Annotated in this window: 16 protein-coding genes, 1 tRNA gene and 1 other RNA gene; 11 read left to right on the top strand and 7 right to left on the bottom strand. The window is 58.9% G+C overall.

Annotation, left to right across the window (positions count from 1 at the left end; genetic code table 11):
- Positions 1 to 403: 403 nt before the first annotated feature.
- The 6 genes from CVS29_RS16850 (at position 404) to gndA (ending at position 5,544) form a co-directional block, all read left to right on the top strand.
- Entirely contained in the window at positions 404 to 823 is a 420-nt protein-coding gene (locus CVS29_RS16850; RefSeq protein WP_110107618.1) for a DUF3052 domain-containing protein, read from the top strand.
- 16 nt (positions 824 to 839) lie between these two features.
- Positions 840 to 1,313 carry a peroxiredoxin gene (locus CVS29_RS16845; RefSeq protein ID WP_110107616.1) on the top strand — a complete coding sequence of 158 codons (474 nt, stop codon included), beginning with the start codon at positions 840 to 842 and terminating at the stop codon, positions 1,311 to 1,313.
- A gap of 2 nt (positions 1,314 to 1,315) precedes the next feature.
- Positions 1,316 to 2,263: an NAD-dependent protein deacetylase gene (locus CVS29_RS16840; RefSeq protein ID WP_110107614.1), complete on the top strand. Its 948-nt coding sequence runs from the start codon at positions 1,316 to 1,318 to the stop codon at positions 2,261 to 2,263.
- Between the two features lie 74 nt (positions 2,264 to 2,337).
- Positions 2,338 to 2,413, top strand: a tRNA-Val gene (locus tag CVS29_RS16835).
- A 266-nt stretch (positions 2,414 to 2,679) separates the two neighbouring features.
- Positions 2,680 to 3,582 carry an exonuclease domain-containing protein gene (locus CVS29_RS16830; protein ID WP_110107612.1) on the top strand — a complete coding sequence of 301 codons (903 nt, stop codon included), beginning with the start codon at positions 2,680 to 2,682 and terminating at the stop codon, positions 3,580 to 3,582.
- A gap of 510 nt (positions 3,583 to 4,092) precedes the next feature.
- On the top strand, positions 4,093 to 5,544 hold the full coding sequence (gndA, locus tag CVS29_RS16825; RefSeq protein ID WP_110107610.1) for an NADP-dependent phosphogluconate dehydrogenase: 1,452 nt from the start codon (positions 4,093 to 4,095) through the stop codon (positions 5,542 to 5,544).
- A 228-nt stretch (positions 5,545 to 5,772) separates the two neighbouring features.
- Here the strand turns inward: gndA and map are convergent, their stop codons facing one another.
- The 4 genes from map to msrA form a co-directional block, all read right to left on the bottom strand.
- Positions 5,773 to 6,537 (bottom strand): type I methionyl aminopeptidase, encoded by a 765-nt coding sequence (map, locus tag CVS29_RS16820; RefSeq protein WP_110107608.1) that lies wholly within the window; start codon positions 6,535 to 6,537, stop codon positions 5,773 to 5,775.
- 81 nt (positions 6,538 to 6,618) lie between these two features.
- The gene (epsC, locus tag CVS29_RS16815; protein WP_110107606.1) at positions 6,619 to 7,206 is read right to left on the bottom strand and encodes a serine O-acetyltransferase EpsC; all 588 of its coding nucleotides are present in this window, start codon (positions 7,204 to 7,206) and stop codon (positions 6,619 to 6,621) included.
- Between the two features lie 147 nt (positions 7,207 to 7,353).
- Positions 7,354 to 8,289 carry a cysteine synthase A gene (gene cysK / locus CVS29_RS16810; RefSeq protein ID WP_110107604.1) on the bottom strand — a complete coding sequence of 312 codons (936 nt, stop codon included), beginning with the start codon at positions 8,287 to 8,289 and terminating at the stop codon, positions 7,354 to 7,356.
- 103 nt (positions 8,290 to 8,392) lie between these two features.
- Complete coding sequence (gene msrA, locus CVS29_RS16805) at positions 8,393 to 8,917, bottom strand: peptide-methionine (S)-S-oxide reductase MsrA (RefSeq protein ID WP_110107635.1); 525 nt, start codon at positions 8,915 to 8,917, stop codon at positions 8,393 to 8,395.
- A gap of 88 nt (positions 8,918 to 9,005) precedes the next feature.
- On the opposite strand from msrA, the gene CVS29_RS16800 reads away from it, so the two are divergent.
- Together CVS29_RS16800 and CVS29_RS16795 are read left to right on the top strand one after the other, a co-directional pair.
- Positions 9,006 to 10,046 carry a Nif3-like dinuclear metal center hexameric protein gene (locus tag CVS29_RS16800; protein WP_245932310.1) on the top strand — a complete coding sequence of 347 codons (1,041 nt, stop codon included), beginning with the start codon at positions 9,006 to 9,008 and terminating at the stop codon, positions 10,044 to 10,046.
- A 49-nt stretch (positions 10,047 to 10,095) separates the two neighbouring features.
- Complete coding sequence (locus CVS29_RS16795; protein ID WP_110107602.1) at positions 10,096 to 10,833, top strand: zinc ribbon domain-containing protein; 738 nt, start codon at positions 10,096 to 10,098, stop codon at positions 10,831 to 10,833.
- Between the two features lie 78 nt (positions 10,834 to 10,911).
- Here the strand turns inward: CVS29_RS16795 and CVS29_RS16790 are convergent, their stop codons facing one another.
- Positions 10,912 to 11,676 (bottom strand): YaaA family protein, encoded by a 765-nt coding sequence (locus tag CVS29_RS16790; protein ID WP_110107600.1) that lies wholly within the window; start codon positions 11,674 to 11,676, stop codon positions 10,912 to 10,914.
- 262 nt (positions 11,677 to 11,938) lie between these two features.
- On the opposite strand from CVS29_RS16790, the gene CVS29_RS16785 reads away from it, so the two are divergent.
- Positions 11,939 to 13,420, top strand: coding sequence for a glyceraldehyde-3-phosphate dehydrogenase (locus CVS29_RS16785; protein ID WP_281268052.1), 1,482 nt, complete (start codon positions 11,939 to 11,941; stop codon positions 13,418 to 13,420).
- Between the two features lie 89 nt (positions 13,421 to 13,509).
- Positions 13,510 to 13,893, top strand: an RNA gene (gene rnpB, locus CVS29_RS16780) — RNase P RNA component class A.
- Between the two features lie 307 nt (positions 13,894 to 14,200).
- Here rnpB and CVS29_RS18550 read toward each other — a convergent pair.
- Positions 14,201 to 14,359: a hypothetical protein gene (locus tag CVS29_RS18550; protein ID WP_170121021.1), complete on the bottom strand. Its 159-nt coding sequence runs from the start codon at positions 14,357 to 14,359 to the stop codon at positions 14,201 to 14,203.
- A 261-nt stretch (positions 14,360 to 14,620) separates the two neighbouring features.
- On the opposite strand from CVS29_RS18550, the gene CVS29_RS16775 reads away from it, so the two are divergent.
- Positions 14,621 to 15,454 carry an HNH endonuclease family protein gene (locus tag CVS29_RS16775; protein ID WP_245932309.1) on the top strand — a complete coding sequence of 278 codons (834 nt, stop codon included), beginning with the start codon at positions 14,621 to 14,623 and terminating at the stop codon, positions 15,452 to 15,454.
- A 45-nt stretch (positions 15,455 to 15,499) separates the two neighbouring features.
- Here CVS29_RS16775 and CVS29_RS16770 read toward each other — a convergent pair whose 3' ends face one another.
- Positions 15,500 to 17,110 carry a peptide chain release factor 3 gene (locus tag CVS29_RS16770; protein WP_110107599.1) on the bottom strand — a complete coding sequence of 537 codons (1,611 nt, stop codon included), beginning with the start codon at positions 17,108 to 17,110 and terminating at the stop codon, positions 15,500 to 15,502.

Here is a 17,110-nt window from a genome sequence, read left to right as displayed (position 1 = left end):
ACTCAAGCCACTCGGCAGTCTCCTCCGGATCACGATCAGGTAGCTGGTTAGTCAACCCGCTAAGGATATGGGAGTTCGTATCTCCTGCAGCCACGTCCAACCTCTCTTAAAAGCAGTGTGTGACGCCCAGTGCTGTGGCTCTGGGCGTGTACAGACACTCTAGACCGCAGTGACGCCCTGTGCGTAGCCTTGACCGTTGCATGAACACGCAAGAAGGCACTTGAATCGTGGACTCTGGGGAACCGTGCACAAAGTGAGTAAGGTAAATCACAATATCCGTCAGGGTCTTTGAGTCCGCCGGCCGCTGGTACTGCGTTAAGTGGAGGCAATGCGGGCTCACCCCCTAGACTGGGGTTATTGACCAACAAACCAGCGTGCAAGCGCTGACCGCAGGAGGAAAAACGTGAGTGAGGCCGACGCCGGCACTGTTGCCAAGGTGGCAGGCAATTTAGGGTTCAAGGATGGAGATCTCATCCAGGAACTCGGATACGACGACGACGTTGATTTTGATCTACGCGAGAGCATTGAGGCCCTCATTGGGTCCGAAATGTTTGACGAGCATGATCATGACGTAGTGGATTCAGTCATTTTTTGGTGGCGAGAAGACGATGGTGACCTCGTGGATTCCCTCGTTGATTCACTGACAACCTTGGATGAAGGTGGGGTGGTGTGGATCATGACACCCAAGCAGGGGCGCGATGGTTACGTCCCGCCGTCGGACATTCAGGAAGCTGCTCCCACGGCAGGACTGCATGTCACCACCACTGCGGGGGTTTCTGCTGACTGGGCCGCAACGCGCCTAGCGCCGCGCAAACGCCAGTAAGGCTGGCTGGCCACAGATGGATGCCGCCAGGCAACCGTGCTTGAGCATTGGGGACCTTGCCCCAGATTTCACTCTGTCTAATCAGTTTGGTGAGCCTATTGCGCTTGCTGAATTGCGTGGCACCCCGGTGGCCTTAGTGTTCTACCCCTTCGCGCACTCCGGTATTTGTACGGGGGAGTTGGGAGTGCTGCGCGATAACCTCGGTGACTTCCAAGCCGCGGGGGTGCGCATCCTGGCGGTATCCGTGGATGCGAAGTACACGCTTCGCGCCTATGCCCAGGCTCAGGGTTACGCTTTTGACCTGCTGGCCGATTTCTGGCCGCACGGCGCAGTGGCGCAACGTTACGGGGTTTTTGATCCGGTGCATGGCATGGCAGGGCGAAGTACTTTTTTGATTACGGCCGGAGGCGTTATTGCCGATCTCTTTAGTACGCCTTCCGGGCAGGCGCGGCCGCTGGCCCGTTACCGGCAGGCGTTGGAGTTGTTGTAGCAATGGACAACGTGCGCCCTGGTATTGGGCAGACGGGTTTTGTGCAGCAAAGCCCGGGGTTGGGTGCGGCCACTAATGCTGCCTCGGTGCTGAACGATACGGAGCTAGACACCTTGGACGGTGTTGCTGCGTTGCTGGGTGAGAAGAAATTCGCGCTACTCACCGGGGCTGGAATAAGTACCGATTCCGGCATCCCGGACTATCGGGGACCGCAAGCTGTCCCGCGAACCCCGCTGACCTACCAGGAATTTATGGGCGATGTCCGGCTTCGCCAGCGTTATTGGGCCAGAAATCATGCGGGCTGGTCACATCTGAGCACCGCCAAGCCAAATACTGGGCACTTTGCCACGGTTGCCCTGGAGCGCAGCGGGATTCTGACGGGGATTGTGACGCAAAACGTCGACAGGCTCCATGAAGAAGCTGGGGCCGAAAATGTGGTGGATCTACATGGCAGGTTCGATCAGGTCCTCTGCATGGACTGCGGCAATCACTACTCACGGGCTTTTCTCGCCACTATCTTGAATGAACTCAATCCAGGATTCCTTGATGCCATCTCGGCAGCTGGCGGGGCACCTCAGGCGCCAGACGCGGACGCTGACGTGGTGGCTGAGAGCCTCATATCCACCTTCAATGTTGCCAAGTGTCCGCTATGTGGTGGTCTCCTGAAGCCGGATTTTGTCTTTTTTGGTGAAAATGTTCCCAAGGACAGGGTTCTCCGATCCTTCGCTATGGTTGACGCGGGAGCAGCCCTTTTGGTGGCAGGGTCTTCGTTGACTGTCCTGTCCGGTCTGCGGTTCGTCAAAAAGGCCGCCAAGGATGGCAAGCCCGTCATCATCATTAACAAGGGCCAAACCCGCGGGGATTCCTTGGCAACCATCAAGGCCGAAATAGGAGTTGGGGAAGCTATGAGCTATCTCACACACGTATTGACTCCCCGATTGGCGCAATAGGCAAAACATCGTGTACAGTAGTTTCTCGTTGGTCAGCCCAACAAGCGCAATGCTTGAAGAGCTGGTTAGCGAATGGGTCTTTAGCTCAGCTGGTAGAGCGCCACGTTTACACCGTGGATGTCATCGGTTCGATCCCGGTAGGACCCACCACAGAAGAACCCCGCCATTCCGGCGCCAAACGGCTACGGACAGGCGGGGTTCTTTGCGTTGACGCATGGTTTGACGCCCACTTGCGCTCCCATCCTCGAATGCGCGCCGCTATGAAGTTTCTGCTGTGGTTTGAACCATAGCGAGAACGTCAAAGTACAGCTCAAGCGGCTCCGGATGGGAAGATGGTCCGATGCCTGGGGCGGCCTTGGGGTATGGAACTGCACCAGATGCACGCAATAACTTGCACAGAATAAGACGGGGACGCCATGGATGGTATTTCATTTACCGCGATCGATTTTGAAACAGCCAATAACTACCGCGCCTCCGCGTGCGCAGTGGGGTTGACCAAGGTCAAATCCGGTCAGGTGGTGGAGCAGGTTTCATGGCTCATGAAGCCGCTGCCAGGCTATGCGGACTTTCTTCCCATAAACGTGGGTATCCATGGCATTACGGCCGCGCACGTGCGCAACATGCCGGACTGGCGTGGCATTCACGGCCCCATGATGGACTTCATTGGCGGCGACGCCCTAGTGGGCCACAACGTCAGCTTTGAAAAATCAGTCATATCCAAGGCCAATGAGGCCAGTGGTTTGCCCGCCACCAACTTGGACTTTCACTGCACCTTGACCCTTGCCCGCAAGCACCTACAACTGGACCACTACACGCTTTCAGATGTGGTGGGTGCCTTGGAGTTGCCCGCGTTCAACCATCATGACGCCGGCGACGACGCCCGTGCCAGCGCCCTCATTGCGATTGAACTGGCCAGGCGCAGCGGAGCGGCCACACTTTCAGCCCTATGGCCCGAAGCGAAGAACGAAGCGGCTAAGCTGCCTAGCTACTACGCGGTAGGCTACACGCGTAAGCTGGCGGACCTGCCACCGCCCAACCCCCAGGCGAACCCCTATGGGCCCCTCTTTGGCCAGACAATCGTCTTTAGCGGGGATCTTGCCGCCATGCCCAGGGTTCAGGCACAGGATGCGTCTGCGGCCAAGGGTGCAACTATTGCCAACAGCACAACTAAGAAGGTGACCATGGTAGTCAGCGCAGAGGTCCTGGGAGGCGGGCGCCCTAGCGCCAAGGTCAAACGAGCTGCGGAACTGGCCTCGGCCGGTCAGGATATCCGAATCATCAGTGAGTTACAGTTCCTGCGGTTGCTGGCCTTCAAGTAACTCTGCGGCCACCTTCAAGCGTGGGGCTGTGCCGGGCTCAAAGGTGGGCAAACTAAAAAGGTTCCCCGCCACAGCTATTGGGGGACGCTGTGGTGGGGAACCAGTAATAAAAATATATCCTGCGACGGTGCAAGATGCAAACTGACACTGAACATTTTCAGATCGCTCCCCAGCCTGGCGCGGTAGCCACGGAAAGTAGTGCCGTGGCAGCCAATTTAGAGCCGGGGAGTTGGCGGGAAAGTCCTTAAAATGGATGATCCTCCACTGTGGCTATTGGGGGACGCCACAGTGGAGGATCTGGATTTAATATACAGTCTCTGCGCCCAAAGCACAATGGCGGGACGTTCTACCTCTCAATCTGGGGTACTTGGGGTTTGCGTTTGGCAATGCGGGCGCCAAGTTGCAAGTCATTTATGACAGGCTGCGAGTGCCCAAATCTTGGAAGCTGCTGCGGAACGGGTCCCAACACGGATAAGCTTGAGGAAACCCGATATTTTCTCTGGAGGTACTATGTCTGCACAAATTGGAACAGCACAGATTGGCGTCACCGGCCTGGCCGTCATGGGCGCAAACCTGGCCCGCAACCTGGCTCGCAACGGATACACCGTGGCGCTGCACAACCGCTCGGTCGAAAAGACTGACGCGCTGCTTAACGCACACGGCAGCGAGGGCGCTTTTGTTCGTACCGAGACCCTGGCCGAGCTCGTGGAGTCCTTGGAGAAGCCGCGCCGCGTGCTCATCATGGTCAAGGCTGGCGGTCCCGTTGACTCCGTTATCGATCAGCTCGTCCCGCTGATGGAAGCTGGCGATATCATCATCGACGGCGGTAACTCCAACTTTCAGGACACCCGACGCCGTGAAGCGGATCTGGCCAAGAAGGATCTGCACTTCGTAGGCGTCGGCGTCTCCGGTGGTGAGGAAGGTGCCCTGCTGGGTCCGTCCATCATGCCCGGTGGTTCCAAGGAATCCTACGATGCCCTTGGCCCGCTGTTGGAGAAAATTTCTGCCAAGGTCGACGGCGAGCCCTGCTGTGCATGGATCGGCACCGATGGCGCTGGTCACTTTGTGAAGATGGTCCATAACGGGATCGAATACGCCGACATGCAGGTCATCGGTGAGGCTTACGATCTCCTCCGCAGCGCTGCTGGCATTGAGCCGGCAGAGCAGGCAGAGATCTTCGGTAAGTGGAACGAAGGCCAGTTGGCCTCCTTCCTGATTGAAATCACCGCTGAAGTTCTTGGCCATGTCGACGCCAAGACCGGTAAGCCGCTGGTTGACGTCATTGTTGACTCGGCAGGCCAGAAGGGTACGGGCCGCTGGACCGTTCAGTCCGGTCTGGATCTGGGTTCACCCATCTCAGCCATCGCCGAGTCCGTGTTTGCGCGCGGCCTGTCCTCACAGCGCGATCAGCGTGCCATTGGCCAGGAAGTTCTGGCTGGCCACGAGGTTGCCGTTGAACTGGGCGCCGACTTCGTTGAGGACGTTCGCCAGGCGCTCTACGCATCCAAGCTCATCAGCTACGCGCAGGGCATCGACATGCTCACCAGCGCAGCCACCGAGTACAACTGGGATCTGAAGCTGGATGAGATCGCCTCGCTGTGGCGCGGCGGCTGCATCATCCGGGCCGAACTGCTCAAGGACATCACCAAGGCCTACGCCGCAGAGGACAAGCCGGCAAACCTGCTGTTCGCCCCGGCCTTCGCAGCGGAAATCGCCGAGGTCCTCCCGGCCTGGCGCCGCGTGGTCTCCACTGCAGTCCAGCTGGGAATCCCCGTACCCGTATTCTCCTCCTCGCTGGCCTACTATGACGGCCTGCGCCGCAAGCGTCTGCCCGCAGCCCTGACCCAGGGCCTGCGCGATCTCTTCGGCGCCCACACGTACAACCGTGTTGACGAAGAAGGCACCTTCCACACCCAGTGGAGCGGCGACAAGACCGAGATCTCAGCGGTAGACACGCACTAGTCCCCGACTCCTCCCAAGGACCAGCCGCTAGCGCGTCTGCTCCTTTGGGCCCTCGGAGTCGTGGGCCCATCCACCCGGACCACCGCAAGCTCGCAGCGGGTCCCTCGCGGGCGTGGGCCCATCCACCCGCACCACGTGGGTATGAAGCACTACGGCGGCCGGCAACTTTCCATAAGAAAGTTGCCGGCCGCCGTCGTTTCTTAACAGTGCTTGTGCCTTTGAGTAGGGTCAGGCTGTGAGGATCTCCGGGCCATTTTTGGTGATGGCCACCGTGTGCTCGGTATGGGCTGTGCGGGCCCCGGTGGCGCTGCGCAGGGTCCAGCCGTCGGGGTCCATGACAAGTTTGGCGGTGTCCACCATGGCCCAGGGTTCGATCGCGAGCAGCAGTCCAGCCTTGAGCTTGTAGCCTTGCCCAGCCTTGCCGTTGTTGGCGATATGGGGTTCCTGGTGCATGGTGGAGCCCACCCCATGCCCGCCAAAATCGGTGTTGACGCTGTATCCGGCGGCCTTGAGAACCTTGCCAATAGCAGCAGAAATATCACCCACCCGTGCACCGGGCTTTGCGGCAGCAATGCCGGCCGCCAATGCGGCCCGGGTGGCATCGATAAGGCGCTGATCCTCGGGATCGCGCGGGGTGCCAACAATGAAACTGATGGCGGCGTCAGCCACAACACCGTTGAGGGACACGGCGAAGTCGAGGGTGAGCAAATCGCCGTCGGCAATAGTGTAATCGTGGGGGAGCCCGTGCAGCACGGCGTCGTTGACGGACGTGCAAATGACATGACCAAACGGGCCGCGGCCGAAGGCAGGCGCATAATCCACGTAGCAGGAGATAGCCCCTGCCTCGGCGATCATCTCTGCAGCCCAGGCATCAATTTCCAGCAGATTTGTGCCGACAACCACGCGTTCCTGAAGACTCTTAAGTACCTGGGCAACGAACGCCCCGCTCTTCTTTGCCAGCTCAAGCCGTGCCGGGGTGAGGATTTCGATCATGGGCTTCCTTTACAAATTTCCAATAACTGTCTCGGTATTAGAATATCTTCGAGCCAGCTCCCTGGAGTGCGTCAAACGGGACTAGATCCACATAGCGGGGTCAATATATTCGGCCGGATCCACAGCAGGAGCCATTTCTCTGCGCGCATCCCGGTGCCGAGATTTGGCGGGGATACCGGTGAGGATGGACTCGGCCGGCGCATCCTTAACCACGACCGCGTTGGCCCCTACCGCTGAATCGTCACCAATGTAGATGGGGCCCAGGATCTTTGCACCAGCGCCGATGGTGACCCGGTTGCCGATGGTGGGGTGGCGTTTGGTTTTTGCCAGCGAACGGCCGCCGAGCGTGACGCCGTGGTAAATCATGACGTCGTCACCGATCTCGGCGGTTTCACCAATGACAACGCCCATGCCGTGGTCAATGAAAAACCGTCTGCCAATAGTGGCGCCTGGGTGTATCTCAATACCGGTGGCAAAACGGGTCAGTTGTGAAAGTACCCGGGCCGGGAAACGCAGGGCAGGCGTAGCCCACATCTTGTGTGTCAGCCGGTGCACCCAGATGGCGTGCAGGCCGGAGTAGACAAAAAGATTCTCCATGGAACCCCGTGCTGCGGGGTCATGCGAGCGTGCCGATTCGAGGTCTTCACGTATTCTGCTGAAAAATCCCACAGACTTCTTTCAGTTGATCGCCACAAACGCATTGTGGCGCAGGTTTTAGGGTGCCGGTCCCACATACCAGAAGACCCGCACCACTGACACAGCGTCAGTGATGCGGGAAATATTCCGGTTTAACAGGTCCTCACATAGGGTATGGGCTTAGCCGCGGATATCGTCGTAGAGCACAGTTGAAATGTAGCGCTCACCAAAATCGCAAACAATTGCGACGATGAGCTTGCCAGCGTTTTCCGGGCGCTTGGCCAATTCAAGGGCTGCCCAAACAATGGCGCCGGAGGAAATGCCACCCAAAATTCCTTCGCGCATACCCAGATCGCGCGCTACACGGACAGAGTCCTCCAGCGTGGCGTCCATGACTTCGTCGTAGATTTTCTGGTCAAGAATCTCGGGAATGAAGTTTGCCCCCAGGCCCTGAATCTTATGGGGGCCGGGGGCTCCACCGTTAAGAATGGCGGAGTCAATGGGCTCGACGGCCACAATTTGTACCCCTGGTTTGCGATCCTTCAGGACCTGGCCCACGCCGGTGACCGTACCGCCGGTACCAACGCCGGCAACAAAAATATCCACAGCGCCGTCGGTGTCATTCCAAATTTCTTCGGCCGTGGTGAGTCGGTGGATGGCCGGGTTAGCCTCATTGGCGAACTGCTGGGCCCAGATGGCGTTCTCGGTGTTGGCCACAATTTCCTTGGCCTTCTCCACTGCCCCACGCATGCCCTCAGAACCCGGGGTCAGAATAATTTCAGCACCATAGGCGCGCAGCATGACACGGCGTTCGGTGGACATGGTCTCAGGCATGGTCAAGATGACCTTGTAACCGCGGGCGGCACCCACCATGGCCAAGGCGATGCCTGTGTTACCGGAGGTGCCTTCAACAATGGTTCCACCAGGCTTGAGTTCACCGGAGGCTTCGGCGGCATCAACAATGGCCACGCCAATCCGGTCCTTCACGCTGTTAGCCGGGTTGTAGAACTCCAACTTCACAGCGACGGTGGCGTTCAGGCCTTCAGTCAGGTGGTTCAGGCGCACCAACGGGGTGCCGCCAACCAGCTGTGTGACATTGTCATAGATACGTGCCATGGGTGGTCCTTCGTCGTTCTAATGGGTGTTGGCAGCGGGAGTTCACGCAAGGGAACTTCATGCTGTGCTTTGTGGTCAGCGTAGTCAGTACCAAGACGTGGTTCTAGGCGGTCAGCCACTTCGCGTAATGTTTTCTAACTTTCGCAATTTTTGGGTTGATAATGACCCGGCAGTAGCCCACCTCGGGGCGCTGCGCATAGAAATCTTGGTGATAATTCTCTGCCTCATAGATGGTCCCTAGCCGGGTGACTTCCGTGACTATGGGGTCTTTCCACAGCGGCTGATTGCGCACGATTGCTGCCCGGAATTCCGCTTCTTCACTCTCATCACGGTAGAACATGGAAGAGCGGTACTGGGTGCCGGTGTCATAACCCTGGCGGTTCAAGGTAGTGGGATCGTGCTGAACAAAGAACATGTCCAAAATGGTTTCAGAAGGGATGATGTTCTCGTCAAAAGTGACTTGAACAATTTCTGCGTGACCTGTCATGCCCGAGCAAATTTGATCATAACTGGGGTTGGGTAGAGCGCCGCCGGTATAACCGGACACTACCGATTGAACGCCCCGGGTCATCTGATACACGGCGTCGAGGCACCAAAAGCAACCACCGCCCAATACAAAAGTCTTCATGTTCATTTATAAGTCATTTCTGAGCCAGATGATTCCCAACCCTCACAAAGTGTGCTCCGCACCGGCCGCCCGCAAGTAAGGTAGGAACATGAGCGAGGAACCAACTTTCCCCCCGTCAGAGCCCGGATCTGGCGAAGTTGCCCGGATGGGCGATACCCCGGAGCTATCCGAGGATGCTAGCGATATGGCTGAAGCCGATGTGTTGGACAGCCAACAAAACGGCATCGCGGAAGAATCACCGGAGCATGTCGAGGCCGGCGACGCTGAGGACACGGCGCACGATGCCCCTGAGCCCCCCGTCCTCTCTGATGTTCTGCTCGCTGCGGAAGAACTCTGGCCAGAATCTCTCGCCGAGGAATGGGACCGTGTGGGCTTGGTAGTGGGCCGCCCCGAAGCCGAGGTGGACAGGATCATGTTTGCCGTGGACCCTACCTTGGAAGTGATTGAGGAAGCCCTGGAATGGGGCGCCCAATTACTGATCACCCACCACCCGCTTCTGTTGAAGGGGGTCAACTCTGTGGCCGCCACAACAGGGAAAGGGCGGGCCATCCACCGGCTCATTGAGGGTGGTTGCGCTCTCCTGACGGTTCACACTAATGGCGACAGCGCCGTTGGCGGTGTCTCGGACGTCTTGGCGGACATCTTGAAACTCGGTGACGTGCAGCCACTCATGCCAGCCGTCAACGGACTCGTGGAAGAAGGCATTGGGCGCGTAGGTTTCTTGCCAGCTCCGGAAAAACTTGGTGACCTGGCCGCAAAGGTGTTCCTCACCCTGCCCGCCGTAGCCGGGGGAGTGCGGGTCTCTGGTGAGCGGGATGCTCTGGTGCGCAAGGTAGCTGTATGTGGCGGAGCTGGTGACTCTCTCTTTGACGCCGTACGGGCAAGCGACGCCGATGTGTTTGTCACGGCAGACCTACGCCACCACCCAGCCTCCGAAGCCCGCGAGGCGCGACTGGACGGGCGGCCCTACCTCATTGATCTTTCACACTTTGCCAGCGAATGGCTGTGGCTACCCAACGCCATGGTGGCTCTGGGTAACGTGCTTGCCGATCAGGGATTTGCCGCAGAATTGGCATTGAGCCAGACCAACACGGACCCGTGGGACTTTATTCTGACTCCCGGGAACTAGGCTTGTTCTAAGAACTATTGTCATCACGTGATGCAGCAGGAGGAGTTACATGGCTAAGGCAGCACCGGCCGAGCAAATGCGTTTGCTGGATATTGCGGTATTGGACGGAAAATTGCGCGGACTTGATGTCCAGGCAAAGGCGTTGAAGGAAGATCCCAGGCTGCCAGATCTGCATGCCGGGGTCACCGTGGCGAAGAGCGATCTGGTTGTCCTTGACACGGCTGTCAGCGATTGCCACCGGGCTTTGACCAAGGCAGAGGACGATGTTGCCGCCGTCGTAGCGCGGATTGAACGTGATGAGGCCAAGCTCAATAGTGGCACGGGGCTCTCTAAAGATCTCATGGCACTGCAGAGTGAAATTGAATCACTGACCAAGCGCCGTAGTGACCTTGAAGATACAGAACTTGAAGCCATGGAGGCGTTCGAGGCGGCAACATCTGACCAGGCTGCCCAGCAAGGGCTCGTAGCGCAGATGCAGTCTGTGCTGGATGAGGTCCTTGATGAGGTGCGGAGCAAGTTGGTCGGGTTGAAGCTTGAGCGCGATGCCACGCTAGGCGAGCGCACCGAACTGACGGCCACCTTTGATCCGGCACTGCTGGCCATCTACGACCGTTCGCTGGCTAAGTATGGGGTGGGTGCGGCACGGCTCTTCCACGGCAAGTCAGAAGGTTCGGGCATGCAGCTTAGCGCCGGTGACTTGGTAGATATTAAAAAAGCTCCGGCTGACACCATTGTCTTCTGCCCGGACTCCGGCGCCATTTTGGTCCGCTCGGAGGAGTGGGGCTAAACCGCTCCCTGATCTCATTCCTCGAAGGGGCCGCTTAGGTGGGCCCCATTCGAGGAATGAAAAGTAAAAAGCAGGGGATCAGTCCGTCAGAATGATGTTCAGCGCGTGCGCCTTGCGGGCCGTTCCTGGGACCAGCTCCACAACCCACCGTTCCGCAGCAGCGTGTGCCAGCTGGGCGGGTGTTTCGGGGGTTTTGCCTCGGCGGGTGAGCAGGTGCCTAGCCAGTTCCCCTCGAGTGTGTTTGGCGAAGTGGGAGACAACCTTGCGGGCGCCGTCGCGTTCGGTGAAGACATTCACGGCCACAGTGCGTTCCGGGTCAGGCACCCAGGCAGCCGCGTAACTACTGGAGCGGCAATCCACCAGAAGGTGCCCCTGCGCATGCTCCGCCAGCGCCTGCGCCAGTTGCGGTTTCCAGAAACTGGCCAGCTTTCCCAGTCCGGGCAGGCCCACCGACATGGAGAGCCGGTACGCGGGAATGCTGTCGGCGAATCCCACTGCACCCCATAGCCCGGAGATAACCACGACGGCGGCATCGGCCTTGCGCTTCTGCATTGCCGTCATGCTGTTGTAGCCAAGGGCATCGAAGAGCACCCCCGTGTAAATACTGTGGGCGGGGGCTGCCGGCTCTTGGGCCAGGCGGGTATTGCGGTGCACTTCATGCCCCAAGGAGGCACCCACACCCAATTGATTGAGGGCATCATCCTGGCCGGAGACTAAAGCCAAAGCGGTGGACACGGCCTGCCTTGCCGTGGTGAGTGAGGGGAAACTCAAGGTGGCCAGATCAACGGGGGATCCGGAATCGGCGGGGGTCTTGCCTTCAGAAGGCGGCAACAGAATCAGCACCCTAGGAGCTTATCGCCTCGAAGCTGCACCGCTTTCAAGCGCACCGCATTCCAAAGTGCTGCTAAGGCACGTGCTTGGAGGACAGACAGCGGAATTAACTCTACGTTCGGCAGGAGAAGTAGGGGCGAGTAGCTGCCAGGTGACCAGGGGCTAGACCGGTCTAGTGAAGTGGTTCACGTAACTCGCGGGTAAACACGGAGCGCTGTCACACTGGGAGCAGGCTTAAACCAAGGGTGTTTTGGGCCAGGAAAGGTAGTTTGACGTGACGATCAACCAGGCTCCGACACACACGGATGCCGCATTACAAACCTGGATCCAACGCGAGAGCATGGCCGAGGCCATGATTCCGCTGATCGGACGCCTGTACCGTGAGAACAATGTCATTGCTAATGTTCACGGGCGCTCACTGATCAACAAGTCCCCCTATGACATCCTCAAGGCCCACCGCTTTGCCCGGCACATTGACAGCTGCGAACTGCCCCTAGAGCAGACGCTGCCCCTCATTGAAATCCTGGACAAGCTCGAGCTGGGTCCGGCATCCCTGGATGTTGCCCGCCTCAACGCTGCTTTCAAGGCCTCCGGCGAGGCTGATCTGGAAACGTTCCTGCGCACTGAGTTGGCCTCTATTGTTGGCCGCCGCGGCGAAGACGGACGCACCAGCACCGATGTGGTGTTGTACGGTTTTGGCCGGATTGGGCGCCTGCTGGCCCGCATCCTCATCGAACACAATGGCGGTGGCCACGGCTTGCGTCTGCGTGCCATTGTGGTCCGCAAGGGTGGCGAGACAGATTTGGCCAAGCGGGCCAGCCTGCTGCGCCGCGACTCCGTGCATGGCCCCTTCGACGGCACCATCACCATAGACACCGAAAATAACATCATCCAGGCCAATGGCACATCCATCCAGGTGATTTACTCGGATAGCCCCTCAACCATTGACTACACCGCGTTTGGTATTACGAACGCGATCATTGTGGATAACACGGGCCGCTGGCGCGATGAAGAAGGCCTGTCCCAACACCTGTTGTCCAAGGGTGCTGCCCGCGTCCTGCTGACAGCCCCGGGCAAGGGCGCCCTGAAGAACATTGTGTACGGTATCAACCACCACATGATCGAGGCCGGGGACAAGATTGTCACCGCTGCCTCCTGCACCACTAACGCCATCACGCCCGTGCTGAAGGTCCTCAATGACAAATACGGGATTGTGCACGGACATGTGGAGACGGTGCACTCGTTCACCAATGATCAGAATCTCACTGATAACTTCCATAAGGGTGACCGGCGCGGCCGTTCTGCCGCCCTGAACATGGTCATTGCCGAGACCGGTGCTGCCAAGGCCGTGGCCAAGGCGTTGCCCGAGTTGGAAGGCAAACTGACGGGCAACTCCATCCGCGTACCAACCCCCAACGTGTCCATGGCTATTTTGAACCTGACACTGGAAAACGGGACCACCAAGGATGAGGTCAACGCGTTTTTGCGGGACATGTCACTGAACTCTGACTTCCGTAAACAGATCGATTACATTGATTCACCCGAGGTGGTCTCCTCGGACTTCGTGGGCTACCGGCGCGCCGGGATTGTTGACGGCCTGGCAACCATCAGCACCGATAAAAACCTTGTCCTCTACGTCTGGTATGACAACGAGTTTGGCTATAGCTGCCAGGTAGTGCGTGTCATGGAGGAAATGGCCGGCGTACACCCCCTCCAATTCCCGGCGCTCGAGTCAAGTACCGCATTGATCAGCTAGGTACCCCAGGTGCGTACCGGCGTCGTGCTTAAACGTACGACGCCGCTACGCACCTTTGCGCACCTTGCCCTGTACACTTAGTAGCTGGATAGGGCAGTTGGGCAACCGCGCGTCACGTAAGTGGCTCGAGGAACGTCCGGGCTCCGCAGAACGGGGTGGTGGGTAACGCCCACTCGGGGTAACCCGCAGGAAAGTGCCACAGAAAGTAGACCGCCGGCACGGTTCGCAAGGACTGTTGCCGGTAAGGGTGAAACGGTGGTGTAAGAGACCACCAGTTCCCCAGGTGACTGGGGAAGCTCGGTAAACCCCACCCGGAGCAAGGCCAGACAGGGCATGATTGAGGGCTGTTCGCCCGAGTGCCTGGGTAGGCTGCTAGAGGGCGTCGGCAACGGCGTCCGTAGATGGATGGTTGCCTCTTTGCCGCAGGTAACTGCGGCGGACGACAAAACCCGGCGTACAGACTGCCCTATCCACTTTTTGCATTTTTATGGTGCGTTTTGCCCGTTTTTCAAGGGGGAACGTGCCATATTTATTTGGTTTGCGGGCACCTTCGGTGCATGCTCAGAGGTCTGGCCCCAACACCGCAGGCAGACGGGGCAAATACGGAATCTGGGCGAGATAGAAAACTGCCCAACAACCAGTGCGTACCGCACTACATCTTCTTCACTCCATCTGCATCGCCTACTGAACAGATCCTCGATGCAGAAGGGAAGCGCTGGCTAAGAAGAGGTGCGGGCATGAAAAAGGCCGGCCGCTTGAAGCGACCGGCCCAACCCTCGATTACTTGTTTAGCGCGTTACGCCGTACCCAACCAACCGCAGCCGTAACCACGAACAATACAACGCCAATAATGGCCAGCCACAATAGCCCCTTGACTACAAAGCCCAGGACAGCAAGGACTAGCCAGATGATAAGAAGAACAGCAATGATTTGTACCATTCATCAAACCTACGCTACCCACTTTGCTGAGTAAAATTCGGCACCATGACCACAGCCATAGAAATCCGGGCGGAACTTCTGAGGAGAATAATTGATGTGTAGTTGTTCGGGTTGCGGCAGCCACGCACGTTTCTCTGGATCGTGGTCCTGCCCAAGGGCTCCCGGTGGGCGCTCTTCCTGTGGACAACCCCGCTGTGGACAACCCCGGACGCGCTGGCAGCCAAACTCCTAGACTTAAGGCAACTGGTCAAAGGGGTGTTTATGGCACGGCATGCACGCCTGCTGCCGCGGCGCACACAGCTCCGGGGCCGGCAGCGCCGGGACACCCTGCACCCGGAGCCTCGAGCTCCCACGCGCACCATGGCGGTTTTTGTGATCATTGTGCTGGCGCTGCTGACTGGGTGGCTGCACAGCTCCGGGAGGTGGCCCTTTGAGCCGGATCCGGGACCGCCACCGGCCGTTGCCACCCCGCCGGCTGCCTTGGGGCAACCCGTGCTGGTGGTGGGCTCTGCCTCCGCGCTGGCAATTCTTCAAACGCTGCCGGTCAAAGGTAAGGCGGCACGCAACAATTATGACCGCAGCGCCTTTGGAGAGGCGTGGATGGACGCGGACTCCAATGGCTGCGATACCCGCAACGACATCCTGCGCAGGGATATGACGGCTGTGAAATTCACGGCCGGGTCCCGGTGTCTTGTCGCATCGGGAACGCTCGCCGAGCATTACACCGGTAAGGAGGTTGCCTTCAAACGGGGCAAAGACACCAGCGGTGCGGTGCAGATCGATCATGTGGTGGCCCTCGGTAATGCCTGGCAGACAGGGGCCCAGGTGCTGACCACTGTCCAGCGCCAAAGCCTGGCCAATGATCCGTTGAACCTCCTTGCAGCAGACGGGCCCGCCAATCAAGAAAAGTCAGATGGCGATGCGGCCACTTGGCTCCCACCAGATAAGAAGTTCCGTTGCCACTATGTGGCCCGCCAAATTTCTCTGAAGGCCGCCTACCGGTTGTGGGTCACCCCGGCAGAGAAGGCCGCCATGCAACGGGTGTTAGGGCTGTGCCCGAAACAACAAAGCCTGCCCTCCGGCTATCTCCCCTGAAGGGAAAATACCGGAAGGGCAGGCTTTGTCTGCGGGCTGGCCAGACTACTTTTGCATCGAGGTGCCGATTTCACTCAACGGCAGATCCGGATGGTTCTTTTCCACGCGGCGCATGGCCCAAATATCGTTGAACAGAGCCAGGAACTCTCCGTCACTGCGCTCGAGGACCTCAGCGCCATGAACGTTGGCCAACACGGCCGTTGCATCAGCCGTGGTCAATCTGGCCAAGGAGTAGGGGAGTCGTTCTAAACGCATGGGGGCGTTGAAGTCGTGGTGCATGCGGTCCTCAACCACCTCAAATTGCATGGGGCCCACGGCGGCGAGCACAGGTGCCTGGTCTCCGCGCAGGTCAGAGCGAAGCACCTGGATGACACCTTCGTGCTCGAGCTGCTCAATGCCACGGCGGAACTGCTTGTACTTACTAGGGTCCTTGGAGCGTGCCACCTGGAAGTGTTCAGGCGCGAACAGCGGGATGGCCGGGTACTCCACGGATTCTTCCACGAACAAGGAGTCGCCCACGCGCAAGGATGAGGCGTTGACCAAACCCACCACGTCACCCGGGAATGCGGTGTCAATGACTTCGCGTTCGCGGCCAAACACCTGCTGGGCGTACTTGGTGGCGAAGGACTTGCCCGTGCGTGATTGAGTGACCACCATGCCGCGCTCAAACATGCCCGAGCAAACCCGCACAAAGGCCACATGATCGCGGTGGGCCTGGTTCATACCGGCCTGGACCTTGAAGACGAACCCGGAGAAGGGAGCGTCAACGGGGCGCTCGGTGCCTTCTATATCCGCACGGGGCGTGGCCGGAGGGGCAAAGTCCACCAGGGTGTCCAAGATCTGCTTCACACCGAAGTTCAAGGCGGCAGAGGAGAACAGCAGGGGAGTGGCCTTGCCCGCGTAGAAAGCGTCCAAGTCCAACGGGTTGGCCTCATCCACCACCAGGGAGGCCTCGTCAGTGGAATCCGTCCAGGCATCGCCTTCGGAGATGGCGGCCTGTTCCGGGGTGAGGTACTCAGTCAGCGCAATCTGGGCACCGGAACTATTGCGGGCAAACTTCGCGAACTCATTGCGGCGGATGTCCCACACTCCGCGGAAGTCTCCGGCAATGCCAATGGCCCACGTCAACGGCATAGGGGTCAGGCCCGTGCGCTCGGTGATCTCATCCATGAGTTCCAACGGATCAAGACCCGGACGGTCCCACTTGTTGATGACAGTGATGATGGGAAGGTTGCGCTGGCGGCACACCTCAAAGAGTTTCATGGTCTGGGTTTCCAGGCCCTTACCGGCGTCTACCAGCATGACGGCACAGTCCACGGCGGCCAGCACCCGGTAAGTGTCTTCGGAGAAGTCGGCGTGGCCGGGGGTGTCCAGCAAGTTGATGACAGTATCTCGGTAGGAGAACTGCAGCGCCGCAGAACTGATGGAAATACCGCGGTCCTTCTCCATCTGCTGCCAGTCAGAGATGGTGTCCCTGCGGTTGGATTTGCCGTTTGTAGCACCGGCAGTACCAATCACCTTTGCGTGCAAGGCCAACGCCTCGGTCAGCGTGGATTTACCGGCATCGGGGTGTGAGATGACGGCGAAGGTTCGCCGACGCTCCGCCTGGCCGGAAATTTCGGTGGCGAGGGCGGGGGACTGAGCCGGAGAGGACAC

This window comes from Arthrobacter psychrochitiniphilus (genome assembly GCF_003185915.1).
GTDB classification, from domain to species: Bacteria; Actinomycetota; Actinomycetes; order Actinomycetales; family Micrococcaceae; genus Specibacter; species Specibacter psychrochitiniphilus.
The sequence above is the reverse complement of the archived record's forward strand: the minus strand, read 5'-3'. Positions and strand labels throughout refer to the sequence as shown.